20 protein-coding genes are annotated in these 25405 nt (G+C 61.5%); 12 read left to right on the forward strand and 8 right to left on the reverse strand.

All coding sequences use genetic code 11. The features are described from left to right. Positions 1-27: 27 nt before the first annotated feature. From AC3A3G_RS03150 to AC3A3G_RS03175, 6 genes are all read left to right on the forward strand, one after another. Positions 28-324, forward strand: a complete 297-nt coding sequence (locus AC3A3G_RS03150) for a putative quinol monooxygenase (RefSeq protein WP_064311494.1) — start codon at positions 28-30, stop codon at positions 322-324. A gap of 10 nt (positions 325-334) precedes the next feature. After that, positions 335-475 (forward strand): hypothetical protein, encoded by a 141-nt coding sequence (locus AC3A3G_RS03155; RefSeq protein WP_157105557.1) that lies wholly within the window; start codon positions 335-337, stop codon positions 473-475. Between the two features lie 53 nt (positions 476-528). Next, complete coding sequence (locus tag AC3A3G_RS03160; protein ID WP_064311493.1) at positions 529-1269, forward strand: SDR family oxidoreductase; 741 nt, start codon at positions 529-531, stop codon at positions 1267-1269. A gap of 111 nt (positions 1270-1380) precedes the next feature. Next, a complete protein-coding gene (locus tag AC3A3G_RS03165) occupies positions 1381-1674 on the forward strand; it encodes a putative quinol monooxygenase (protein ID WP_062106251.1) in 294 nt (97 codons plus the stop codon). Between the two features lie 462 nt (positions 1675-2136). Next, on the forward strand, positions 2137-3276 hold the full coding sequence (locus tag AC3A3G_RS03170) for a glutathione-independent formaldehyde dehydrogenase (protein WP_064311492.1): 1140 nt from the start codon (positions 2137-2139) through the stop codon (positions 3274-3276). Positions 3277-3307: 31 nt separating this feature from the next. Then, positions 3308-3877: a type 1 glutamine amidotransferase domain-containing protein gene (locus AC3A3G_RS03175; protein ID WP_487487527.1), complete on the forward strand. Its 570-nt coding sequence runs from the start codon at positions 3308-3310 to the stop codon at positions 3875-3877. A gap of 257 nt (positions 3878-4134) precedes the next feature. Here AC3A3G_RS03175 and AC3A3G_RS03180 read toward each other — a convergent pair whose 3' ends face one another. The 4 genes from AC3A3G_RS03180 to AC3A3G_RS03195 all read right to left on the reverse strand — a co-directional run bounded on the left by AC3A3G_RS03180 (position 4135) and on the right by AC3A3G_RS03195 (position 10121). Further along, entirely contained in the window at positions 4135-6795 is a 2661-nt protein-coding gene (locus AC3A3G_RS03180) for an excinuclease ABC subunit UvrA (RefSeq protein ID WP_487487528.1), read from the reverse strand. 521 nt (positions 6796-7316) lie between these two features. After that, positions 7317-8426 carry an S-(hydroxymethyl)glutathione dehydrogenase/class III alcohol dehydrogenase gene (locus tag AC3A3G_RS03185; RefSeq protein ID WP_160986421.1) on the reverse strand — a complete coding sequence of 370 codons (1110 nt, stop codon included), beginning with the start codon at positions 8424-8426 and terminating at the stop codon, positions 7317-7319. Between the two features lie 215 nt (positions 8427-8641). After that, positions 8642-8932 (reverse strand): metal/formaldehyde-sensitive transcriptional repressor, encoded by a 291-nt coding sequence (locus AC3A3G_RS03190; protein ID WP_043153273.1) that lies wholly within the window; start codon positions 8930-8932, stop codon positions 8642-8644. Positions 8933-9131: 199 nt separating this feature from the next. After that, a complete protein-coding gene (locus tag AC3A3G_RS03195) occupies positions 9132-10121 on the reverse strand; it encodes a zinc-dependent alcohol dehydrogenase family protein (protein WP_487487529.1) in 990 nt (329 codons plus the stop codon). 138 nt (positions 10122-10259) lie between these two features. On the opposite strand from AC3A3G_RS03195, the gene AC3A3G_RS03200 reads away from it, so the two are divergent. Both AC3A3G_RS03200 and AC3A3G_RS03205 read left to right on the forward strand, forming a co-directional pair. Continuing rightward, entirely contained in the window at positions 10260-10838 is a 579-nt protein-coding gene (locus AC3A3G_RS03200; RefSeq protein ID WP_487487530.1) for a TetR/AcrR family transcriptional regulator, read from the forward strand. A 251-nt stretch (positions 10839-11089) separates the two neighbouring features. After that, complete coding sequence (locus AC3A3G_RS03205; protein ID WP_487487531.1) at positions 11090-11920, forward strand: aldo/keto reductase; 831 nt, start codon at positions 11090-11092, stop codon at positions 11918-11920. A 937-nt stretch (positions 11921-12857) separates the two neighbouring features. Here AC3A3G_RS03205 and AC3A3G_RS03210 read toward each other — a convergent pair. The 4 genes from AC3A3G_RS03210 to AC3A3G_RS03225 all read right to left on the reverse strand — a co-directional run bounded on the left by AC3A3G_RS03210 (position 12858) and on the right by AC3A3G_RS03225 (position 18938). Continuing rightward, positions 12858-14570: an FAD/NAD(P)-binding protein gene (locus AC3A3G_RS03210; RefSeq protein ID WP_051586985.1), complete on the reverse strand. Its 1713-nt coding sequence runs from the start codon at positions 14568-14570 to the stop codon at positions 12858-12860. Positions 14571-14599: 29 nt separating this feature from the next. After that, positions 14600-15061 carry a BLUF domain-containing protein gene (locus AC3A3G_RS03215; RefSeq protein ID WP_036527633.1) on the reverse strand — a complete coding sequence of 154 codons (462 nt, stop codon included), beginning with the start codon at positions 15059-15061 and terminating at the stop codon, positions 14600-14602. Between the two features lie 20 nt (positions 15062-15081). Further along, positions 15082-17346: a catalase gene (locus AC3A3G_RS03220; protein ID WP_081799113.1), complete on the reverse strand. Its 2265-nt coding sequence runs from the start codon at positions 17344-17346 to the stop codon at positions 15082-15084. Between the two features lie 420 nt (positions 17347-17766). Then, a protein-coding gene (locus AC3A3G_RS03225; protein WP_156458509.1) for an IS3 family transposase occupies positions 17767-18938 on the reverse strand; the annotation gives its coding sequence in 2 pieces (ribosomal slippage) (positions 17767-18686 and positions 18686-18938; 1173 coding nt in all). Between the two features lie 246 nt (positions 18939-19184). On the opposite strand from AC3A3G_RS03225, the gene AC3A3G_RS03230 reads away from it, so the two are divergent. From AC3A3G_RS03230 to AC3A3G_RS03245, 4 genes are read left to right on the forward strand one after another with little or no spacing between them, the layout of a single operon-like run. Continuing rightward, complete coding sequence (locus AC3A3G_RS03230; RefSeq protein WP_051586991.1) at positions 19185-22634, forward strand: response regulator; 3450 nt, start codon at positions 19185-19187, stop codon at positions 22632-22634. Beyond that, complete coding sequence (locus AC3A3G_RS03235) at positions 22634-23488, forward strand: CheR family methyltransferase (RefSeq protein WP_279332212.1); 855 nt, start codon at positions 22634-22636, stop codon at positions 23486-23488. Before AC3A3G_RS03230 ends, AC3A3G_RS03235 begins: the two co-directional genes overlap by 1 nt. Then, positions 23485-24051, forward strand: a complete 567-nt coding sequence (locus AC3A3G_RS03240) for a chemotaxis protein CheB (protein WP_036527602.1) — start codon at positions 23485-23487, stop codon at positions 24049-24051. Before AC3A3G_RS03235 ends, AC3A3G_RS03240 begins: the two co-directional genes overlap by 4 nt. Beyond that, entirely contained in the window at positions 24048-25181 is a 1134-nt protein-coding gene (locus AC3A3G_RS03245) for a hybrid sensor histidine kinase/response regulator (protein WP_053556533.1), read from the forward strand. Before AC3A3G_RS03240 ends, AC3A3G_RS03245 begins: the two co-directional genes overlap by 4 nt. The last annotated feature ends 224 nt before the right edge of the window (positions 25182-25405 follow it).

The following is a 25405-nucleotide window of genomic DNA, read 5'->3' on the forward strand; positions in this document are numbered from 1 at the left end:
GATATAGCCAAGACAAGGAACGGTGCCATGACCGCCAACGTGAAGATCGTCGCCGTCCTTACCGCCCGTGCGGATACCGTCGACCGCCTGCGCGCTCTGCTCGACGCCATGCTAAAGCCGAGCCGTGCCGAACCGGGCAATTTGCGCTACGATCTCTGGCAGGACCAGAGCGATCCGAACCGTTTCGTGCTCGACGAGCTGTACGCGGACGCGGATGCGGTCGCCGCCCACCGCGAGACGCCCCACTTCCAGAACTATCTCTCTCAGATCGGCGATCTGGCCGAGCGCGCCGCGTTCGTCCTCAACCCCGTCTCGGCGACCTGAGGGTGGTGCCATGGGCAAGCCTGAAGAATGGGTGGGTACGGCGCTGCTGGCACAACCGTTCTACAGAGAGGAGTTGCGGATGATCGGCCTGTTGGCACCTGCACTCCGCGTGGGACTCTTGGGCCTCATTCATCCACGCGGTTACCGCTGAGGCGGAGCCGCGATCCGGCGAAAAATCAACAACTGACTTGAAGGAATACAGTCATGACCCAGGGTATCGAAGGCAAGGTCATTCTCATTACCGGCGGCAGCACCGGCATCGGCGCAGAAACCGCGCGGCTTCTCGCGGAACGCGGCGCAAAGGTGGCCATCGCCGCGCGGCGCAAGGACAAGCTCGACGAGGTCGTCGCGGACATCGCCGCAAACGGCGGCACGGCACGTAGCTACGCGCTCGACGTCACCGACAAGGCGGCGGTCCAGTCCGTCGTCGCCGCAATCATTGCCGACTTCGGCCGCCTCGACGTGCTGATCAACAACGCAGGGCTGATGCCGATCCGTCCGATGGCCGAGGTCAACACCGACGAGTGGGACCAGATGATCGACGTCAATCTGAAGGGTACGCTCTACGGCATCGCGGCGGCCCTTCCCGGCTTTCTCGAGCAGGGCAGCGGCCACATCATCAACCTGAGCTCGGTCGCCGGCATCAAGGTCTTCGCACCAGGCGGCACGGTCTACTCCGGTACCAAGTTCGCGGTCAGCGCGATCAGCGAGGGCTTGCGCCACGAGGTGGGTGAAAAGGTCCGTGTCACGTCGATCGAGCCCGGAGCCGTCGAAAGCGATTTGAAGTTCACGACGTCTGGCACGGCAGCCGAGACGGTGCTCGACTTCTACAAGCAGGCCATCCCAGCGGCATCGGTGGCGCGTGCTATCGCGTTCGCTGTCGAACAACCTGATGACGTTGACGTCAACGCGATCGTCATCCGGCCGACCGCACAGCAGTTCTGATTTCGACGAGGAGGCGGGGCCGCGTGTGCTCCGCCTCATGGGGAACGTACCGGCCCGCTCGTCCGTTACTCTGCCGAATGATATCTGTCCGTTTAACTTGAAGAGTCGATAATGCCCAAACTCGCGCTGTACGTGCCACTGAAGGCCAAACCCGGTAAAGAGAGCGATGTCGCCAATTTCCTGACCTCGGCATTGCCGCTCGTTCAAGCCGAGCCGGGCACTCTGACCTGGTATGCGATCGAGGAAGGTCCCGGTGCGTACGCGATCTTCGATACGTTCGACACAGAGGAGGATCGGCAGGCCCATCTTGACGGCAAGGTTGCCGCCGCGCTGATGGAGAAGGCGGAAGAACTGTTCTCGGAACCGCCGCAGATTCACAAGTTCACCCTGCTGGCCGCGAAATAGCGGAGCGGTCGGCACACCAAGCTGCCGTACGACTGCACGGTTAGGGTCGCCTGCCGTCGGGAATGGACGGCCCGGCCGGCTCTGGAACTAAATAGAAGAATACGACAGGCCATCCGCGATAGTGGATGGCCTTGTCTTTTGCGCTTATCCTGCCTTTTGATGCTGCTGCTGATAAGTCGGCGTTGATGTGTTGCGTTATCATGGCGCCGTTGGTTTCGCAGGAACTTCTTGAGGTCATCAATCTGCCGCTTTTTTAGATCGTCCTGGCCCAGGCAATCGAAAAGCCGCCGTAAATCGATCCGAGAACTGCCGAACGGGAAGGAACCGCTCAGGCATCAGGCGGTTTAGGAGACAGACATCGGTTGGAAAGATGCGATGCTATGCGCCTTTGCGCTGGTCCGGATCATCAGCAAGCTCTCGATTTGATGACGCCCAGAGCAGAGCTACAAAAGGAGAAGATCCGTGAAAGCTGTCGTGTACAACGGGCCCAAAGACGTTTCCGTCAATACCATCGATGATCCCAAGATCGAAAAGCCGACCGATGTTATCATCCGGCTGACCACGACCAACATTTGCGGGTCCGACCTTCACATGTACGAGGGCCGTACCAGCTTTGAGAAGGGCAGGGTCTTCGGTCACGAAAACCTTGGCGAGGTCATCGAAGTCGGCGCTGCCGTAGATCGTATCAAGAGGGGCGATCGCGTCTGCATGCCGTTCAACGTCGGTTGCGGGTTCTGCGAAAATTGCGAACGCGGTCTGACGGGTTTTTGCCTCACGACCAATCCTGGAACCGCCGGCGCAGCGTATGGCTTTGCCGAGATGGGGCCGTGGCAAGGCGGTCAGGCCGAGATGATGCGCGTACCTTATGCCGACTTCAATTGCCTGAAGCTGCCCGAGGACGCTGAGGAGAAGGAGGATGACTATGTCATGCTCTCCGACATCTTTCCGACGGGTTGGCATGGCGTCGAGTTGTCGGGTTTCTTGCCCGGCGAAAGCATCGCGATCTACGGAGCTGGTCCGGTCGGTTTGATGGCCGCGCACTCAGCCGAAATCCGCGGTGCCGCTCAGATCTTCGTGGTCGATTCCCACGATGATCGCCTGAAGCTGGCCGAGGCGATCGGCGCCATCCCGATCGACATGCGCAAGGGCGATCCTGCCCAGCAAATCCTAGATGCAACCGGCGGCCTCGGGACCGACCGCGGGGTCGAGGCGGTCGGATACCAGTGCTGCGATCGCCACGGCAAGGAGCGCAGCAATTACACGATGAACTGCCTCGTCAAAAGCACGAAGGCCACCGGCGGCATCGGCGTCGTCGGCGTGTTCATTCCGGAAGACCCGAATGCGCCAGACGATCTCCAGAAGGAAGGCAAGATTGCGTTCGACTTCGGCAACTTTTGGTTCAAGGGGCAGAAGATCGGCACCGGGCAATGTAATGTAAAGCATTATAACCGGCGGCTGATGAACCTCATTAAGCATGGCCGGGCCAATCCTGCTCAAATCATCTCGCACCGACTGCCGCTCGATCAGGCGCCAGACGCCTACAAGCATTTCGATGCGCGCGATGATGGATGGACAAAGGTCGTGCTTAAGCCGACCACCTGACCGTAGTCTTCAACGGAATAGGGAATAGATTATGACGTTAGAAGGCAAATCAGTTGCCGTTCTGATCGCGCCCCGCGGGACGGAAGAGCCAGAATTCTCGAAGCCCAAGCAAGCTATCGAGGAGGCTGGCGGCAAAGTGACCGTGGTCAGTTTTGAAGCGGGCGTGGCTCGCACAGTCAATAGCGACCTTGACGAGGGCGGCAGCTATACTATCGACAAGACGTTTTCCGATGTCAAAGCCGACGATTTCGACGGACTAGTTGTGCCCGGAGGGACGGTCGGTGCCGACAAGCTGCGCGGCAGCGCCGAGGCAGTTGATTTCATCCGGGCTTTTTTCGATCAGAAAAAACCGGTTGCCGCGATATGCCATGCACCCTGGACATTGATCGAGGCGGGCGTGCTTAAGGGTCGCACCTTGACGTCCTACCCGACGCTGAAGGTCGATATCGAGAACGCCGGCGCTACATGGACCGATGAGGAAGTCATGGTCGACAACGGCCTTGTTACCAGCCGCGACCCCGACGATTTACCCGCCTTCTGTGCCAAACTCGTTGAGCAAATCGCGGAAGGTGTGGGCGCTGGGCTCGCAGCCAGGAATTAAGACGGGGCGGTTTCGACGAACCATGTGAGGGCCCGCTCCCTGGAGAAGTTCCGCACAAAACAGGCGTAGCGGATGGCCGGCGATTGGCCGTCCGCTACGCCGCATATCAGACGAACACGGCGCACCTGACGGGCACTCGAACCCTAAACCGCGTCAACCGCGTTGACACATCGTCGGCTCCCGCTTCCAGATTCGACCCATTCCAGCGGCCGGTTGACATACACCTGATCGAACGCCCGTTCGGTCAGGTTTACGACCTACAGCGCCGCTTTGAGATAGGGGGCAGTGAGACTGCCTTCCGCTTCCGCAACGACGCCAGGGACTCCGCTGGCAACGATACGGCCACCATCTTCCCCGGCCCCCGGTCCCAGATCGATGATCCAATCCACCTGCGTGATGGCGCGCATGTCATGTTCGACGACTACGACCGTATTGCCGGCGTCGACGAGGCCCTGCAGGTGTTGCATCAGCCGGTCGGCATCTGAGGGGTGAAGCCCCGAAGTTGGCTCGTCGAGGATGTAGATCGTGTTGCCGCGCTGGGCGCGTTGCAGTTCAGTCGCCAGCTTGATGCGCTGCGCCTCCCCGCCAGACAGCTCGGTCGCCGGCTGTCCGAGCCTCAGATAGCCAAGACCGATCTCCCGCAACACGTCGAGGGAGCGCATCACAGATGCCTCGCCAGCGAAGAAATCGCACGCATCGTCGACCGTCAGTTCGAGCACTTGGGCGATATTGCGCCCGTTCCATTCGACTTCGAGTGTTTGCGGGTTGTAGCGAGAGCCGTGACAGGTCGAGCAGGGCGCAAAAACGCTCGGCAGGAACAGCAGCTCCACCATGACGTATCCCTCGCCCTCGCAAACAGGGCAGCGGCCTTGCGCGACGTTGAACGAGAACCTGCCCGGGCTGTAGTGCCGCCGGCGGGCGAGCGGCGTATCAGCGAAGATCCGTCGCACATGGTCGAACATGCCGCTGTAGGTGGATAGGTTCGAGCGCGGCGTGCGGCCGATCGGTTTCTGATCGACCCGCACCAGCCTGCGAACATGCTCCATGCCCGCGATAATGCGTCCTTCAGTATCGTTCTGAACAACATCGAGCAGCGGATCGATATCCTCCTCCGCGGCCACGGGGGAGCCGCCGAGGTGTTCCGTGACAAGCTCGGGCAGAGCCTGACTGACAAGACTGGATTTGCCCGATCCCGAAACGCCGGTGACAGCGGTGAAGCAGCCGATGGGAAACTCGACGTCGAGACCATGGAGATTGTTCCGCCTGATCCCTTCCAGGCGTAGCCATGCCTTGGGATCGCGCGGTGTGCGCTCACTCCGAAGCGGCTCTGCGAACAGGTAGCGGCGGGTGATCGAAGTTTCGACGTCGGCAAGCCCCTCTATCGGCCCGCTGTAGAGGACTTCACCGCCCTTCTCCCCGGCTCCTGGCCCGACATCGACGAGCCATTCCGCGCGGCGGATCACGTCGAGATCATGTTCGACGACGAACAGGGAGTTGCCCGCCGCCTTGAGACGCTCGAGGATAGTGAGCAAGGCTTCGCCATCTGCCGGGTGCAACCCCGCCGAAGGCTCGTCAAGCACATAGACCACGCCGAAAAGCTGTGACGACAATTGGGTGGCAAGCCGCAAGCGCTGCAGCTCTCCGGAGGAGAGCGTCGGCGTGCTGCGGTCGAGCGAAATGTAGCCAAGGCCAAGATCGATCAGAGGCTCGAGCCGCTCGATCAATTCGCAGGCGAGGCGTTGGGCGGCGATCCGCTTCTCGTCGGAGAGATTGGGCGTACGGCGCACGTCGGGCGCGCTCTTGTGCGCAGAGCCGCCCGCCGCAATCCGTTGTTCGACCGCTGCATCGCGGACCGCTTTTTCCAGAACATGGCCCTTTGAGGTGTCGGAGACTGCCCCATATTCGCCATGCGCGACGGGCATCAGCAAGTCCTTCAGCTTGAGCACCGTCAGGTCGCCGAACTCGGCAATGTCGAGGCCGGCGAATTTGACCGACAGGGCTTCGCGCTTCAGGCGCTTGCCGTTGCAGGTCGGGCAATCGCGGCCGATGATATATTGCGAGACGCGCTTCTTCATCAGCGCGCTTTTAGTGTTGGCGAAGGTTTCCAGCACATAGCGGCGCGCGCCGGTGAAGGTGCCCTGGTAGCTCGGCTCCATGCGGCGCTTGAGCGCCGTCCGGGTCTGTTCGGGCGTCAGGCCCGCATAGACCGGCACCGTCGGCGCCTCGTCAGTGAAGAGGATCCAGTCGCGATCCTTTTTCGGCAAGTCGCGCCACGGCGTATCGACGTCATAGCCGAGCGAAACGAGAATATCGCGAAGGTTCTGGCCATGCCAGGCGGTCGGCCAGGCGGCGATCGCCCGATCGCGAATGGTGAGGCTGTCGTCAGGAACCATCGTCTCTTCGGTCGCGTCATACACGCGGCCGATGCCGTGGCAGGTCGCGCAGGCCCCCGCGACCGTGTTGGGGGAGAAATCCTCCGCATAGAGCATGGGCTGATGGCGCGGATATTCGCCGACGCGGGAATAGAGCATCCGCACCAGGCTGGAGAGCGTCGTCACGCTGCCGACCGAGGATCGCGCGTTGGCCGAGCCGCGCTGCTGCTGCAACGCGACCGCAGGCGGCAATCCGTCGATCGTGTCGACCTCCGGCACGCCGGCCTGGTCGATAAGGCGACGGGCATAGGGCGCAACCGATTCCAGATAACGCCGCTGGGCTTCGGCATAAAGGGTGCCGAACGCGAGCGATGACTTGCCCGAGCCCGATATGCCGGTGAACACCACGAAGGCGTCACGCGGTACATCGACGTCCACATTTTTTAGGTTATTCTGGCGCGCGCCGCGAACCTGCACGCAAGCGGGCGGTCCCGCATGCCCATGATCGGTGGCGGGCGTCGTCGCGTGTATATCCTTGTCCTTCAATTCGGTCTTCCTGCCATATCCGCCCGTGCGGCCCGTGGTTCATTATGGTCGGGGTAACAGATGAATGCATTTCCGACTCAATACATCCAACGGCCAGGCTGGCTCGATGTTCGGAACCTTTGAAATATTTTTCCAGCATGAGACAAAGGTTACGACAAAACCATTTTTCCCGTTGGGTCGCGCGACCAGGCCACACACACTCCGCTGGTAAGCGCCTGGGCCAGGCGGCCCTGGTCCGTGCCGCTATCGGCATGTAACGATTGCACTTCGGCGGTTGTTACCGCATCGCGACACGTTGCCAGTTGCCAGAGCGCGCTTCATCATGGCCGGGGTCGGGCCATGATGACGGCTGGCCTGTCAATCCGAGCGCCTAGCGCCGCGTCTTAGAACGCGACTGAACGGTCGATGTTGGCGGCGTCGAGGAAGAGGGGGAAGAAAATGCCGTCACCCCAGATAACCGGACTGGTCATCCGGAACTTCCTCGATGACTGGTGTTGCCAGAGGCGCCTGGGATCGGCGGGTCAGTAGTGAATGACCGTGCGGATCGACTTGCCTTCGTGCATCAGTTCGAACGCCTCGTTGATCTCCTCCAAACCCATGGTGTGGGTAACGAACGGGGCCAGATCGATATCGCCTCTCATGGCGTCCTCGACCATGCCGGGGAGCTGTGTACGTCCCTTGACGCCGCCGAAAGCGGACCCCTTCCAGACGCGGCCCGTAACGAGCTGGAATGGACGGGTGGAGATTTCTTCGCCCGCGCCGGCAACGCCAATCACGATCGACTGACCCCAGCCACGGTGCGCTGATTCAAGAGCGGCGCGCATGACATTGACGTTGCCGATGCACTCGAAGGTATGATCGATGCCCCATCCCGTCATCTCGATCAGCACTTGCTGGATGGGCTTGTCATGGTCCTTGGGGTTGATGCACTCGGTCGCACCGAACTGGCGTGCCAGCTCGAACTTGGACGGATTGGTGTCGATGGCGATGATGCGACCCGCCTTCGCCTGGCGGGCGCCCTGAATCGCCGCGAGGCCGATCCCGCCAAGGCCGAACACGGCGACCGAGTCTCCGGGCTGGACCTTGGCGGTATTGTGGACTGCGCCGATGCCGGTCGTGACGCCGCAGCCCAGCAGACAGACATGTTCGGGGTTAGCCTCGGGATTGATCTTGGCGAGCGAGACTTCGGCGACGACAGTATATTCACTGAAGGTTGAACAGCCCATGTAATGATAAAGGGGCTGGCCATTGTACGAGAAGCGGGTGGTGCCATCGGGCATCAAACCCTTGCCCTGCGTTTCGCGGACAGCGACGCACAGGTTGGTCTTGCCCGACACGCAGAAATCGCACTTGCCGCACTCGGCTGTGTAGAGCGGAATCACGTGATCGCCCGGCCTGACGCTGGTGACGCCCTCACCGACCTCGACAACGATTCCCGCGCCCTCGTGGCCTAGAACCACCGGGAAAACGCCCTCCGGATCACTGCCCGCCAGCGTGTACGCATCGGTGTGGCACACACCGGTGTGCGTCACCCGGATGAGCACTTCACCCTTCCGGGGTGGGGCGACATCGATTTCGACGATTTCGAGTGGCTTGCCCGGCTCGAAGGCTACAGCGGCGCGAGATTTCATGTTGGGATACCCTCGTTGATGGAAACTGATTGCCGGTGCGAGGCCGTTGCACCATCGCAAATTCGTCGACGTTCTCATACTGTCAGGGAGTATCTTTGTCATACCCCCTGCCAGTATACAAGAGGTGTTCTACCGAGGGTCTCAAACCAGAGAAGGCAGCAGGGGCTGGCTTCTAAGTGCGAGAGAACACGGGCAAGAAAATGAGCCTGAAATCGTCATTTAAGATAAGTACGCAGAATCTTCATTACGCCCTCCACGCCGTCATCGTGATCGCCACCCTCGCTTTTGAGGGCCGGATCTGCGCCGGAACCGAATGTTTCCCTGAGGTGACTCTCCATCACTTCCGCCATCAGCCCGTTTGTCGCGCCACGCATGGCGACAATTTGCTGCAGCAGGGGAGCGCAATCGGCCCCGGCTTCGATCGCGCGTTCCAGAGCGTCCGCCTGGCCCTTGATACGCCGCAAGCGTGTGATGGCTCGCTTTTTGTCCTCTGATGAATGTGGCATCGCGTTTTCCCGAGAAATCGCTTCACCATACTATACAGGGGGGGAGTTTCAATCCTGCACTGAGACGGGCGTTTCTCTCATCGGGCGAGGTTCCGGTCATGCTCTCAAGCCTGCGCCGCAAGCAACCACGGCATGGGCTGAGGGTCCGATCATGTGTCTGGGAGGGGGGAGCCATCGCTTGCTCCCCCAGGTTTGCCGGTCAGACCGTAACGACGACCTTGCCGATCTGGTCGTTCGATTCGAGGAAGCGGTGCGCGTCCTGGATGGCGTCGAGCGGGAAAGTGCGCGCGATCTGCGGCTTGAGCGCGCCCGATTCCAGCCCCGCCACGATAAACGCCTTGGCGCGATCAAGGGCGGCGTCGTCCGAGACGATCTCACTGTAGAGATAACCCTTGAGCGTGAGGCTCTTGCCCAGCACGGAGAACAACGGGAACGGCGTCGGCTCGCCGCTGAGCGCGCCATATTCGAGCAGGATGCCGCCGCGCGCCATGCTCGCGGTCAGCGGCTCGAACGACGGGCCTCCGACCGGGTCGAGCACCACGCGCGCACCTGCACCATCGGTTATCTCCATCACCCTCGCCACCAGATCCTCTTCCTCGGTCGCGACGACATGATGTGCACCGGCATCAAGCAGGGCCTGGCGCTTGGCGCCGGTACGCGTCGTCGCGATTACCGTCGCGCCGACCATCCGCGCAATCTGGAAGGCAGCAAGGCCGACGCTGCTGGAAGCAGCGGTGACGATGACGAAATCGCCCTGGCCGAGCTTCGCCTGCTCCACCAGCGCGCCCCAAGCGGTGACATACTGCATCCACACGGCCGCCGCTTCCTCGAACGACAGCGCCACCGGATGCTTGACGACGAGGCGGGCGGGCACGTTGGCGACCTCGCCATAGGTGCCCCAGCGCGCGATATCGAGCGGGGGGATGACGCTGACGGCTTCGCCTTCCGCAAACCCGGTCAAGTCCGCGCCGACCTTAACGACGGTGCCGGCAGCCTCATAGCCAAGGCGGCTCGGGAACTCGGCTTCCTGAAGGTAGGCATGGTTGCGGAACATCACCTCGGCGCGGTTTATGCCTATCGCCTTGACCGCGATCTGCACCTCGTCGGCCGCGGGCGCGGGCACTGCCAAATCTTCAATCTTGAGGACACTGGCGTCGCCATATTCGTGGATTCGAACGATGCGGCTCATGGGACATTCCTTGATTATTGAACGATCGTTCTGTATCGATGTCAGCGACGAGGTTCAAGCTATTATTTATCGATCATTCCATATCAGGCGCCAGAAATGACAGAGACGAAAGCACGTCGCGGCGCAGGTCGCCCTCGCGTGTTCGACACTAACGCAGCGCTCGACAAGGCGGTACGGCTGTTCTGGCAGCGCGGCTACGAGGCGACTTCGATGGCCGATCTGGTGGCAGAGACTGGCGTCGCCGCCGCCAGTTTCTATGCGGCGTTTGGCAACAAGGCGGGGCTGTTCGCGGCGGTGATCGAGCGCTATGCCGCGACGTTCAGCGTCCACCTCTATGCCCCCATCAACGACCCGGCGTTGTCCACCTTCGAGGCCGTCAAAGGCCTGCTGGAGCGAGCGGCGTCATCGTTCTCGGAGCCTGGAACGCCGGCCGGCTGCTTCATGTATTCGGCAGCGGCAGCCGTGTCGCCGGCGTCCGCCGCCATCGAATGCCTGCTGCGCGACAAGCGTATCGCGGCGGAGGCCCTCCTGATCGAGCGTCTGCATCGCGGCGCCGCGCAGGGCGAGCTTGCGGCCGATGCCGATCCGGCCGTCCTAGGCAAATTCATCAATACGGTCATGGAAGGCATGTCCGTTCAAGCGCGCGACGGCGCTACGATTAACGAACTGCTCTCCATCGCCAAAATGGCACTCGATCGATGGCCGGCTGCGGTGTGATGGTCGAAGCGAGCTCGTCCTCGGTGTTCTTGCAACAAGCCTCTGTCGATCTGCAGCAAAGCCCACTCCGACCGAAGTCCGCATGCCCAAATCATCATCCCATTCCGGGAGACCGCAGCGCTCGACAGGATTTTTGAACAGCCGCGGAAAGTTGTGACACCAAGTATCGATATTTATTTGTGCGTGGCGGGGATCTACCTATCCGCCTCCCTCGAACGAATAGCCGAACACATCTGATAGGACGAAAGCACATGAAAGGCGTGACGCTGCCAGGCGGGGAAGTCGTTCCTTCAATGGGTCAAGGCACCTGGAAGATGGGCGAACGTGCCGAGCGGCGATCCGATGAGATCGCCGCGCTACGCGCCGGTGTCGAGTTGGGCCTGACGCTCATCGACACCGCCGAAATGTACGGCGACGGTGCGGCGGAAACACTGATATGCGAGGCGCTGGGCAGCTTTCGCGACCAGTTGTTCCTCGTCAGCAAGGCATATCCGCAGAATGCATCGCGCTCCCGCCTTGCCGGTGCGTGCGAGGCGAGCCTGAAGCGGCTCGGCACCGATCGGCTCGACCTCTACCTTCTCCACTGGCGGGGATCGGTGCCGCTCACTGAAACAGTGGAGGCATTGGAGACGCTGAAATCGGCGGGAAAAATTCGGCACTGGGGTGTCAGCAACCTCGATACCGATGATATGGACGAGCTTGTCGCTGCCGGCGGGGGGGGCTGCGTGACCGATCAGATCCTTTACAATCTGGTCCGTCGGGGCCCCGAATTGGACCTTTTGCCTTGGCTCGCCGAGCACAAAGTGCCTGTCATGGCGTATAGTCCGGTCGAGCAGGGACGACTTTCTACGCACCCCGCTCTCGACAAAATTGCAGCCGAGGTTGGTGCAACCCCTGTGCAGGTCGCACTTTCCTGGACGTTGCGGCACGATGGCCTCATCGCCATCCCGAAAGCGAGTTCAGTCGCACATGTGCGGGAGAACCGCGCGGCCGCCGATATCGTTCTTTCCGACCCCCAGCTTGCGACGCTCGACGCGGCATTTCCTAGGCCAGGCAACCGTCGTCCACTTGAAATGCTGTAGCGTCAGATGGCGATATTCTCTCTCGAAGGCACTGACGTGACCCGCCTGACAATTGGCCGCATTGATAATAGAGCTACGTCGTGCAATCGGCGGAATGCATGGATCGGATCGGATTGTTTCCTGTGTTTCTCGCTTGACGATAGATCCCGAAAGTAGGGTTTTTCGGGGCATCTCGGAAAAATCTAATAAATTCAAAAGCCGGCCAATTTTCCAGGATGTATGACGGTATATCGCCGCAAGAAATATTTTTAATTGCCATATTTCAAGGCTTTATGCTTTCGATCAATAATCGAGTGGGAGTGACGGAGTAGTAGAAACGGCGGCAATCGGCGGCTCTAGCGGGGAATAGCGTAAACGACGTACGCGAAAGCTGGCGATAGCTCTTGAATGACATTTTGAGGTTCGTTCGAGCGTGGCGACGGTACTTTGCGGTGAGAAGCGGACTAACTGCTTTCGGAGATCAGGTCGCGGTAAGCGGCCCTTCCTTAGTACGTCGGCTGCCGGCAGCTTCGCGCCCTAATATCGGTCATTCCGAACCCTTCGGATTTAAACCGAAAGCCGCCATTCGTTCGCGCATCAAAACGAGGCGGCGCGGTTCATAGCTTGCTTGCCGACTGTCTGCGCGTTCCATCGATTAGCTCAATCAGCCACACTTTCTGGCGGGCCAACATGGCATCGTTGCGCGCCGCAATCAGCCGTTCGTGTTTCTGGCCCACAGACGGCCTTATTCACGCGAAAAAACCTGTAGGAATGCCGCACTATAATAAGCATAGGGCAGTATGCGCACACCTCTCACGAATTTTCGTGCAATTAAATGGCCCTTATCCTTTTCAGGCCTAAGCTCTTACTGCAAGATTTATTGAATTTTTCGTTGACAGGTAAGCCGGCTAGTTTTTCAATCGATGGAGCCAGCTTTCTACATAGCACACCAAGGCAACTAACTGCGCGGCGCTTCGAGGACAGCTTGGCCTTGGCTTGCGAACAGGTAAACCACATGCCCGCCAAGCGATGCCAGGGCCCCTTCGATATCAATCGGCAGGCCCCGCTCGCTGTTCGCGGCGAGCGCGCTCAGGATGGCATGCGCAGCCGCGGTTCCCAGCTCCTCTGCAGCGGTCAGCCCCTGTACGAAGGGGTTGCGCCCCAGCAGAAATGGCAACGACAGGCAATGCACGCGTTCCAGCGGGTTGCCGGGTTGCCCGAGCTTGAAGCCCTTCCCGGTGACGATTTCATCGAGGCTTGCCGACCGCGCGATGGCCAGGGCGCGGATCTGCATGCGCAGCGTTGGAAAGGGAAATTCCTCCTGCCCCAGAACGGCCTGCCCGCGTGCGTCGACGATGGAATCGAAGTGGTGCGTCACTCCGCGCGCAGCGATGTGCCAGCCGGCGCCTTTGTCGTCCCGCTCCATCGTATAGTCGGAACCGAGCGCATGGATTGCAAGGATACCGGCATCGTGCAACGCGATCAGCCGTTCGATCGAGAGCGGCGGAACAGCCGCATAATTGTCCACGAACACGCGCTTCAGCGAGCGGTTGAAGCGGGCGCGGTCGCCGTCCGACAAGTCCTTCACAATGGCGCCGAACGGCTCGTGCATGCGCAGCAGCGCATAACGCCAAGGCACGGTGCGGTGATGCCGCGCGTTGTAGTGCACTTCCAGCAGATTGCCGCGCGCCCATTCCAACGGATCGAAGTCGCTGCGGCGCTGCGCATAGCACTTGGAAAAGCCCTCCGGCGTCGTGCATCCCGGCCCGAGCGATCGTAGGAACGCCGGGTCGAGCCGCTCGAGCTGGTCGAGGAAGAGGCCGAATGCCCGGTCCAGATCGCCATCCTTGCCCATGACGATTGCAGCCAGCCGGTCGTCGGTAAACAGATCCAGCGGCTGATAGGGGATCGGGCAGAAGAAATCGGCTTCGGGCAGCAGCCCGCCGCGCGACATCATGGTGATGAGCGGACCCTGCGCCCGGTCGCATTGGTCGGTCGGCGCAAAGGTCAGGCGCCCGTCCACGGACTTGAAACGGCCGATCCGCATTGCATGATCGATCGCCACGTCGATTCCGCTCAGAGAGGTGCCAAGGATACCGAGCCGAATCGCGTCCGCCGAAAGATTTGGCTCGACGCTGCGCCCCAGGGCCGCCGGGTCGGCCCCGTGTGTTTTGGGCACCGAGTGCCCGGTGGCCAGAATCGCATGATCGAACGCGAGCGCGGCCTGCTGAGTGACAGCATCGCTCGTCACCCAGACCCCGCCCTCATGCGCGACAATATCGCTGACGCGGGTGCGCGTGTGCAGCGTGATGCGGTGGCCGCGCGCCGCGCCTTCATTCACCAGCGCGCCAAACTGGTCGGCGTAATAATCGCCCAGAACCACGCGCGGAAAAAAGTGTCGTTCGTGCAGGTCGGCATCCCCGATGCCCCAGCCATGGCGGGTTTCGGGCGGGATCCGCTGCAACCAGTCGAGCAGGGTCTCGCACACCGGCGGCAGTTCGATGCTGGCGATGTTGGACAGCATGGCCGGTGAGTTCTGCTGGCGATCGTAGGGCGTACCCACACCGGGCCGCGCCCCGGATTCAAAGATCAATATCGCCAGCGGTGCCTCTGACGTGATCAACCGCTTCAGGGCATAGACCGCGCTCGGCCCGGCCCCGATGATCGCCACGCGCGGCCGCGTTGGCTTGTTCGTATTCCTCAATCGAACACGCTGAAGGCGAGCAGCTTTTCGCGCACATCGCGATCCGCCCCGGCCGGGATCAGCGCCTCGATCGCGGCGCGGCGGTCCAGCGGGCTGGCGTCGAGATCGAGCCCGAGCATGGCGGTGTCGGGGAATGTCCGCTCCGTCGCAGGTTGATCAAGCACGACATCGAGCGCGCGGTGACGCGGATCGCGGTTGACCGTGGCAAACATCTGGCCAACCGCCTCCGGGCTGCCTTCGAGCACCTGCATGTAGCTATTGCCGTTGCCCAGCAGCAGGCCGGTGAGGCCCTTGCGCCGATTGCCCGCCTGCACTTCGTGAGCGAGCGCAAGCGCGGTGTCGGCCTGCGCGTTTTCCTGCGCGCCGGCGGTGCTGAGATAGATCAGCACGCGCAGCGGTGCCTCGGACAGCGTGCAGACATCGGCGGTGCCGGCCATGACGGGATCGTTGTCCTCCATGATCCGGCACCGCGCGTGGGTCAGGCCAGGTCGCGGACTTTGGGTTCGCGATCCCAGTGGCGCTTGGTGCCGACCTTGAGGAAGTCCTCCGGCTTGGGCACGCCCGCGTCAGGCTCGATATTCGCCTTGGGCAGGATATGCTCGCGCGTGCCGCCACAGGCGCCGATGGTCTTGCAGTGATACCAGGCGTCGGCAAACCAGGCGACCGCGCCCACATCCTTGGCCAGTTCCTGCGCCTGGTCGGGCATCAGGATGGCGACCACCGCATCGAACACCACCGAAGGCGTGCCCGCGAGCTGGCCATCGGCCTTGAGTGTGCCGCCCTTGACCTTGATCTCGCCCACCTTGGGCGCGACCAGCTTAACCGTACCGCCGTCCTTTTCGACGCCCGCCTTGATCTCGTCGATCATCGCCTTGTCCGAACCCTCGGCGTAGAGAATGCCCACGCAGCGGCCCTCGAACACGGGCTTTTCCTGCTTCTGGATCGACAGTGCATCGGACAGCGCCATATCGATCGGTTCCTTCGCGGCCTTGGCCTTTTCCGGGAGGTCCATCGCCAGACCGGCGGCCACGCGCTTGGCCAGATCCTCGTCGATATTGCGAAGACGGCTCATCACCCGGTTGCGGACATGCTCCAGCGTCACCTTCGACAGCTCGAACACGATAGCCGAGCAGATGTGCGCCTGTTCGTTATCGGTCTGCGAACGATAGAACAGCCGTGCCTGGCTGTAGTGGTCGGCGAAGGTTTCCGCACGGATGCGCAGCTTCTCGCCGCCATCGTTGCGTTCGTCATTGGCGGCAAAGCTGGTGAAGCCGGTTTCCGGGCATTCGCGCGGGCCGCCGTCCTCGCCCGCTTCGGCAAGGCTGTTGGGCTCGTAATTGGCGCGGCCCGTGGGCACCAGCGTCTGCATCATCCCGTCGCGCTGGAAATTGTGGAACGGGCACTTGGGCGCGTTGATCGGGATCTGGTGGAAATTGGTCGTGCCCAGCCGCGATTTCTGCGTGTCGAGATAGCTGAACAGCCGCCCTTGCAGCAGCGGATCGTTCGAGAAATCGATCCCCGGCACCACATTGGTGGGCAGGAAGGCGACCTGCTCGGTCTCGGCAAAGAAATTGTCGACATTACGGTTCAGCGTCATGCGCCCGATGATGTCGACCGGGATTTCCTCTTCGGGAATCAGCTTGGTCGCATCGAGCACGTCATAGGGCTGCTTGGCGGCCCACGCCTCGTCGAACACCTGGATGCCCAGGTCCCATGCCGGATAGTGCCCGCCATCGATCGCTTCGTGGAGATCGCGGCGGTGGAAATCGGGGTCGGCCCCGGCCAGCTTCACTGCCTCATCCCAAGTGGTGGAGGCAAGGCCCAGCACCGGCTTCCAGTGGAACTTGACGAAGCTGCCCTTGCCCTCGGCATTGACGAGCCGGAAGGTGTGGACGCCGAACCCTTCCATGTTGCGCAGCGTGCGCGGGATCGCGCGGTCGGACATCGCCCACATGATCATGTGCATGGACTCGGGCATCAGGCTGATGAAATCCCAGAACGTGTCATGCGCGCTGGCCGCTTGCGGATAGCCGCGATCGGCCTCCATCTTCACCGAATGGACGAGGTCGGGGAACTTGATCGCGTCCTGGATGAAGAACACCGGGATGTTGTTGCCGACCAGGTCCCAGTTGCCGTCTTCGGTGTAGAGCTTGACCGCAAAGCCGCGCACGTCGCGCGGGGTGTCGACCGATCCAGCGCCGCCCGCGACGGTGGAGAAACGGGTGAACACGGGGCAGCTGTTGCCGGCCTTGGAGAATAGCTTGGCCTTGGTCAGTTCGGGGATCGCCTTGGTGACTTCGAACACGCCGTGCGCGCCGGAACCGCGGGCGTGGACGATACGCTCGGGGATACGTTCGTGATCGAAGTGAAAGATCTTCTCGCGCAGAACGAAGTCTTCCAGCAGTGTCGGCCCGCGCGCGCCGGCTTTGAGGCTGTTCTGGTTGTCCGCAATGCGATGGCCGTGGTTGTCGGTGAGATGCGCCACCGTATCGCTATGATCGCCGCTATCGGGCACCTGCTGATGCACTTCGCCAGCATTGCCCAGCTCGGTGTCGAAATCGGTCTCGCCCAGACCCGGGTTGTGGTGGTGCAGCGAATTGTCGCCCGCCGGGCCGCGTGGCCGCTCCCCCTTGTCGATCGCGCGGCCACCGAAAGGACCGGTTTTGTCCACGTTGGGAACTGGCTTCACGATGATCGGGTCGGGGTTGATGTCATGGGCGGTCGTCTGAACTTTTTTAGCCATCGTTCATCCTCTAATTTTTGCCCCGGGTCGGGGCAACATCGATAAAGTGCCCGCAGGGGTCCCGATATCCAGCGATCGTCGATCAAGATACGCTAGCTGCAAAGATCTTAGCGGCCTTCGCACATGGAGCGACTCATCTTTTCGGCCATAACGGAAAAAAGGAGTGCGATGCCATACCGCCCGCCGATCAGAACGCTCCCGCTCCATGCGGTGACGCCAAACTTGCCATCGCGAGGGAATTGGAATGTCGCATTGTAGAAGGCCTTCCCGGCTCCTTGCTATTCGGTTTCCTAGCGACCGATCTCGAGCCTTTGCTTTCGGCGGATAGGAAAAGGTGCCGCAGTCGGAATTATCTGTTAGTTAGCGCTGTCAATTGTCTGGCAGTTCGTGACGTGACCCCCGGCTTTCCCCCAACTGGGATTAGAGCCGCGCGGTTGTTTTGCGCTTGAGCGCGGTTGAAGCAATGGGCTGCGTAGCGGAGCCCGGAGGGCGTAGCGAATCAGTCCATTGCTTATCCAGTTCGGCGGCGAACGCCGCCGGTGTTGCGTATCCAAGGGATGAGTGTGGTCTCTCCCGATTGTAGTCCTCGACCCAGGCGGCGATCTCGACCCGGGCGTGGGCAAGGCTGAGGAACAGCGTCTCGTTGAGCAGTTCGTCGCGCATGCGGCCGTTGAAGCTCTCGACGTAGCCGTTCTGCATCGGCTTGCCCGGCGCGATGTAGTGCCGCTCAACGCCGATCTCCCCGCACCATGCCAGCACCGCATTGCTCGTGAGTTCGGTCCCGTTGTCGCTGACGATCATCCCCGGTTTGCCGCGCTGTGCGATCAGCTCCGTCAACTCGCGCACGACACGGCCGCCTGAGATCGATGTGTCGGGCACCGCCGCAAGGCACTCCCGGGTCACGTCATCGACCACGTTCAGCACGCGGAACCGTCGTCCTGACGCCATTTGGTCGTGCACGAAGTCGAGGCTCCAGCGCTGGTTCGGTAGGGCCAGCACCGGAGCAGGCGCCCGTGTTCCAACAGCACGCTTGCGGCTCCGGCGTCGCCTGACCGCCAATCCCTCCTCACGGTAAAGACGCTGGGTTTTCTTGCGGTTGATCATCACCCCCTCCCGGCGCAGCAGGATATGCAGGCGACGATAGCCGAACCGGCGTCGCTGGTTCGCCAGCTCGCGCAGCTTCTCGCGAAGCTCGGCATCGTCAGCCCGCTGGGAGCGATATCGCACGCTCTTACGGTCGGCTCCGATCACATGACACGCCCGCCGCTCGCTCATCCCGTGACAATCCTGGAGATGAGCAACAGCTTCCCGCTTCGCGGCGGGCGTCAGAACTTTTTTGTCAGAAGATCCTTCAGCGCAGCGTTGTTCAGCATCGCATCGGCCAACAAGCGCTTGAGCCTGCCGTTCTCATCCTCGAGCGAGCGCAGCCGCTTTGCCTCGGACACCTCCAGTCCGCCGTACTTCGCCTTCCAGTTGTAGATCGTCGCTTCCGACACACCGTGTCGGCGGGCCAGGTCCGCGGTCTTCGCCCCCGCCTCCGCTTCCTTCAGCACGCCAATGATCTGCTCTTCAGAAAACCTCGTTCGCTTCATCTCGTCCGTCCTTCTCTCAGGGGCGGACTCTAATCCAGCGTGGAGGAAAATCGGGGGTCACGTCACTATTCCAAGGGCGGCACACAGCGATCTGATCACGGCTCGGCATCCAGAGGCTCGATACAATCGCGACGCTCATCAAAAAGGTGCAAACTGACGCTACATGCCATTAGAGACTGAGGAAGAGGTTGCTTCGAATTATCGTCCGCCGTTATGGCCTTGGCACGACTAAAGGATTTCAAACTCTTGCAAGATGCTGCCTCCAAGCGGAAATTCCGCGACACGAATTCCTGGTGGTCTATCGTCGGCCTCGTTGCCGGGATCGGCTTCTTCCTGGTCAGCGCGATCCTTTCGTATTCGAACGTCCTCAGCATGCGCGAGAACGAGGAACGGATCCGCGTTACGCACGAGGTGCTGACGTCGCTCGATGAGCTCATGATAGCGGTGCTCGGCGTGGAAACTGGTAGCAGAGGCTATGTCCTGACCGGCAAAGACCAATATCTTGAAGCTTATCGAACCGGAGCTGCCAGCGCGCGACAAAACCTGGGGAAGTTGGAAGCTTTTGCAAATGACAATGCCGCCGAGGATGAGGACCTCGACCGGCTCCGGACCCTGATCGACGAAAAACTCCGTTTCTCCCGGTTGGCCATCGAGACTCGTCGCGATCAGGGCTTCGATCCGGCGATCGCGATGATCGACAGCGACCAGGGCAAGATCGCGATGGATGCGATCCGTTTGGAGATGGCGCAGAGAAACCGCGCGGAGACGACAGAGCGCCAGCAGCGCATCGCCGAACTGGCTGCGGCGTCCAGTGCAACGCTCGTCAGCGCCATGGTCACTAGCCTTATTGGCATCGCCTTGACCATCGCGATATTCCTGCTGCTCATGCGCGGAAACCGCCTGCGCGAACGTCAGCGTTGGCTGCAAACCGCGCAGGTGGAGCTTAGCGAAGCGATGCGCGGCGAGAAGACTGTCCCGCAGCTGGGCGCCGCGGTGCTTGCCTTCCTCGCCGAGAGGACCGGGGCTAACGCAGGCGCGATCTTCAAGGGAGAAGGAGGCACGTTCAACCGTGCAGCCATGCTCGGGGTGACCGACGCGGCAGCGGTGCCCGAAACGTTTGCCTTCAACGAAGGCTTGCTCGGCAAGGTGGCGGCAGACGGACACCCGACCGAGCTTGCGGATATCCCGGACGGTTATCTCAAGATCGGTTCCGCACTTGGCAGCGATACGCCGCGCCATCTCGTGGTCGCCCCGGCTTTCAATGAAGGTTCGGTCAATGCCGTCATCGAACTCGGATTTTTCGATGCGGTGGATGACCGGGTACGAGAACTGCTCGATACCGTTTCAGGCTCGATCGGCGTCGCCCTGCGCTCGGCGCGTTTCCGCGAGCGCCTGCAGGACGCGCTGGAGGAAACGCAGCGCCAGGCTAGCGAACTGCAGGCGCAAAGCGAGGAATTGCGGGTCTCCAACGAGGAACTGGAGGAGCAGGGGAATGCGTTGAAGGAAACGCAAGCCCGGCTGGAACTGCAGCAGGTCGAACTGGAACAGACCAACAGCCAGCTTGAAGAACAAGCGCAGGCTCTGGAGGGCCAGCGTGACGAGCTTTCGCGCGCCGCTGCCTCGCTGCAGCTTAAGGCTCGCGAGCTTGAGCAGGCCAGCCAGTACAAGTCTGACTTCCTTGCCAACATGAGCCACGAGCTGCGCACGCCGCTCAATTCGCTGCTGATCCTTTCCAAGCTGCTGGGCGACAATGCCGACGGCAACCTTTCGGCCGAACAGGTCAAGTTTGCCCGCACGATCGAATCTTCGGGCAACGACCTCCTGACCCTTATCAACGACATCCTCGATCTGTCGAAAATCGAGGCGGGTCACGTCGAGATCCAGGCGACCCAGGTCTCCACGGAGCGGCTCGCTTCGGACCTGCGAAAGATGTTCGAGCCGCTGGCGCAGCAGCGTGGGCTGGAACTCGACATCGCGCTTGCCGACGATGCGCCGCGTTCCATCGAGACCGATCGACAGCGGCTGGAACAGGTACTCAAGAACCTGCTTTCGAACGCGATCAAGTTCACCGAACGGGGCAGCGTTACCCTGTCGATCTCCAGCAAGGATGACGACCAGATCGAATTCGCGGTCGCCGACACCGGGATCGGCATCGCACCGGAGCAGCGCGACGCGATATTCGACGCCTTCCGCCAGGCCGACGGCACAATCAGCCGCAAGTTCGGCGGCACCGGGCTCGGCCTCTCGATTTCGCGCGAACTGGTCCGCCTGCTGGGCGGAACGATCCGGGTCACGAGCGAAGAAGGCAAGGGAAGCACGTTCATCGTGGACGTGCCTGCCACTTACGATCCCGCCACCGTCGCGCCGCGCGCTGCCGCGCCGGCGGGTAAGGAACCGCCGGCAACAGCCCCGGCAACTGTACAAGCCGCGACCAGGCCGAAGGGCCGGACCAATACGACACCCAAGGGGCCGGTCATCGACGACGACCGGGCGGTCCTGTCCGGTGACAAGCGCGTATTGCTCGTGATCGAGGACGACAGCAGATTTGCCGGTATCGTGTGCGACCTGTCACGCGAAATGGGTTTCGAATGCCTCGTGGCCGGCACCGCGCAGGAAGCGATCGACCTTGCCCGCGAGTACCGGCCCAGCGCCATCGTGCTCGACATCGGTCTGCCCGATCAGTCGGGCCTTACCGTTCTGGACCGGCTCAAGCATGAAGACAGGACACGGCACATACCGATCCACGTTATCTCCGGTTCGGACCAGGCCCAGACAGCGATGGCATTGGGTGCGATCGGCTTCCTTGAAAAGCCCGCCCCCCGCGAACGGCTGGCAGAGGTGCTGGCCATGCTGCAGCAGAAACTGGCATCGCGCGTTCGGCGTGTGCTCATCGTCGAGGACGACGCGGTCCAGCGTGAGGCGGTCAGTCAGCTGCTCGGATCGCAGGATGTCGAGACTGTCGGCGTCGGCACGGTCGCCGAATGTCTGGAGGAACTGCGCGGCGGCCAGTACGATTGCATGGTCCTCGACCTCGCGCTGCCCGATGCCACCGGCTTTTCCCTGCTCGAGACGCTAAGCGAGGAAGGCGAGGGTCCGCTTCCTCCGGTAATCGTCTACACCGGGCGGGACCTTTCGGCCGACGAGGAGCAGCGCCTGCGTCGTTATTCCAGTTCCATCATCATCAAGGGCGCCAAGTCGCCCGAGCGCCTGCTGGACGAGGTTTCGCTGTTCCTGCACCAGGTCGTTTCCGACTTGCCTGCCGAACAGCGCCAGATGATCGAGAAAGCGCGTCACCGTGATGCGGCGCTCGAAGGCCGCCGCATCCTCATCGTCGAGGATGACGTGCGCAACGTCTACTCGCTCACCAGCGTTCTGGAGCCCCGCGGCGCACTGACGCGGATCGCGCGCAACGGGCAGGAGGCGATCGATGCGCTGGAGGAAGCGGCGGGCGATCCTGACAACACGATCGACTTGGTGCTGATGGACGTCATGATGCCGGTGATGGACGGCCTCACCGCCGCTCGCGCCATCCGTGCCGATGCGCGCTGGAAGAAGCTGCCCATTGTCATGCTCACCGCCAAGGCCATGCCCGACGACCAGCAGAAATGCATCGATGCGGGCGCCAACGATTACATGTCAAAGCCGATCGACGTGGACAAGTTGCTTTCACTGGTACGGGTATGGATGCCCAGGTGATGCGCACCAGAATGACGGACGCCGGTGCTGCGAACGAGAGCATCGAGGACATCGAGATCCAGCTTCTGCTGGACGCACTCTATCGGCATTATCACTACGATTTTCGGCACTATGCCCGCGCCTCAATCAAGCGGCGGCTGCTGCAGGCGCGGACACAGTTGGGCTACGACAGCATTTCCGACATCCAGTCGGCCGTCCTGCACGACGAGACGATCCTGCCGCGTTTGCTAAACTTCCTCACCGTTCAGGTGAGCGAGATGTTTCGCGACCCTTCGTATTTTCGCGCCCTGCGCGAAAGCGTCGTGCCTCACCTCAGGACCTACCCCTCGCTCAAGGTATGGGTCGCGGGATGCAGCCATGGCGAGGAGCTTTATTCGCTGGCGATCCTCTTCGCCGAGGAAGGGCTGGCCGACCGTACCATCTTCTACGCAACGGACATCAACCCGGCGGCGCTGCGCGCGGCGCAGGCGGGCATTTATCCGCTGGACCGGATCCGCCAGTTCACGGAAAACCATCGCCAGTCCGGCGGTCATTCATCTTTATCTGAATACTATACCGCGGACTACGACAGGGCCGTGTTTGACAAGGCCCTGCGCGAACGAGCCGTTTTCTCCGATCATAGCCTGGTGACCGACGCCGCGTTCGGCGAGATGCACCTCGTTTCATGCCGCAACGTGCTGATCTACTTCGACCGCGAATTGCAGGACCGGGTCGTGGGACTGTTCGGCGAATCGCTCGCGCGCGGCGGATTCCTAGGCGTCGGGTCGAAGGAAAGCCTGCGCTTCTCGGCCCACGCCGACATGTTCTCGGAGTTCGTGCGCGAGGAAAAGATCTATCGAAGGAACACTCGGTGAGCCTTCAGGCAGTCGTCATCGGCGCGTCGGCGGGCGGCGTGCAGGCCCTTTCGCAGGTGCTGCCGGCCTTGCCCGTGGACTTTCCCATTCCCGTCATCGTCGTCGTCCATATCCCGCCACGGCGCGATAACGCCTTGGTCGATCTGTTCGCCGACAAATGCCGCATCCCTGTAAAGGAAGCGGAGGATAAGGAGCCGCTGGAACCGGGAACGATCTATTTCGCGCCGTCCGATTATCATCTTCTCGTCGAGGCGGGCGGCTCGCTCGCTCTATCCTCGGACGAGCCGGTCAATCACTCGCGACCCGCAATCGACGTGCTGTTCGAAAGCGCGGCAGACGCGTTCGGAAGCGAGCTGGCCGGGATTGTCCTGACGGGAGCGAACAGCGATGGCGCAGCGGGATTGCGCGCTATATGTGCGGCAGGCGGGAAAGGTATCGTACAGGATCCGGCCTCGGCGGAAGTGGCGACAATGCCCCACGCTGCGCTTGCCGCGGCCCCGGGTTCGCAAGCGATGCGGTTGGAAGACATCCACCCTGCGCTGGAGGCCATGATCGCGCTATGACCAACAACGTCAAATTCCTGTTGGTCGACGATCTCGAGGAAAACCTCGTCGCGCTCGAAGCCTTGCTTGCGCGCGAAGGGCTGGAGCTGCATTTGGCGCGCAGCGGCGAAGATGCGCTCGAACTGATGCTGGCGAACGATTATGCGCTGGCGCTGCTCGACGTGCAGATGCCCGGCATGGACGGGTTCGAACTGGCCGAGATAATGCGCGCGAACGAGCGATCGCGGCATATCCCGATCATTTTCGTGACGGCGGGAAGCGGCGATGCCGCACGCCGCTTTCGAGGTTACGAGGCGGGAGCGGTCGATTTCATCCAAAAGCCGATCGAAGCCGACATCCTGCGCTCCAAATCGAATGTCTTCCTGGACCTGTATGCCCAGCGGCAGCAGATCACCGCCCAGCGCGACGAACTCGCAACGCTCAGCGCTGCGCTACAGGCTGCCGATCAGCAGAAAAACCGGTTTCTCGCGGTGCTGGCGCACGAGTTGCGCAATCCGTTGGCGGTCCTTGCCGCCGGTCTCAGCATTCTGGAGAGGAAAAGGGATCCGGAGGTCATTGGAAACGTCCGCACGTCGATGCGGCAGCATCTCGGGCACATGACCCGTCTCGTCGACGACCTGCTCGACATCAACCGCATCGAGCACGGAAAAATCTCGCTGCGCCGGGAGAAAGTGCTGCTGGCCGACATCCTTCCCTCCGCGCTGGAAGTCGCGGTTCCGGCAATCGAGTCAGGGAATCACACGCTCGCAGTGAACGTTCCGGAACAGCCGATACTACTCGACGTCGACAAGGCGCGCTTCATTCAGATGGTCAGCAATGTCGTTGGCAATGCGGCACGGTACACGCCGAAGGGCGGGCGCATCGAGGTCACCGCAAGTGGCAGCGGAAACAGCGCCAGCATTGTCGTTTCCGACAACGGTGTCGGCATCCCAGCCGACCAGCAGTCGCGCATTTTCGAGCTCTTCGAGCAATCCAATGCAGGAATGGTCGTGATAGGCGACGGGCTGGGAATCGGGCTGGCCCTCGTCAAGCAACTTGCCGAACTGCATGGCGGGACAATCCGGCTGGTAAGCAGCGTACCTGGCGAAGGAAGTACTTTCGAGATCCAGCTTCCGACCGGAAACCACTAGCGCGATTAAGCTTACCGCTGAACTTTCGTACTTGAAGCTCGCAACACCAATCCAGGAACCCAAATAGTCAGGAGGGATCCCGTCGGATGGCAGTTGATTGTCGGATTTCAAGGTCGCAGCGCCTATAAGCCGCCAGTCCGCTTGCGGCCCAATTCCGGCCGTTTCGCCGTCAATGAGGTCCACATTCCTGACCAAGTCTTTCAAAAAGCTATCGCTCTGCTAGC

The sequence above is a fragment of the Brevundimonas sp. Soil_N_31 genome, from assembly GCF_057655995.1.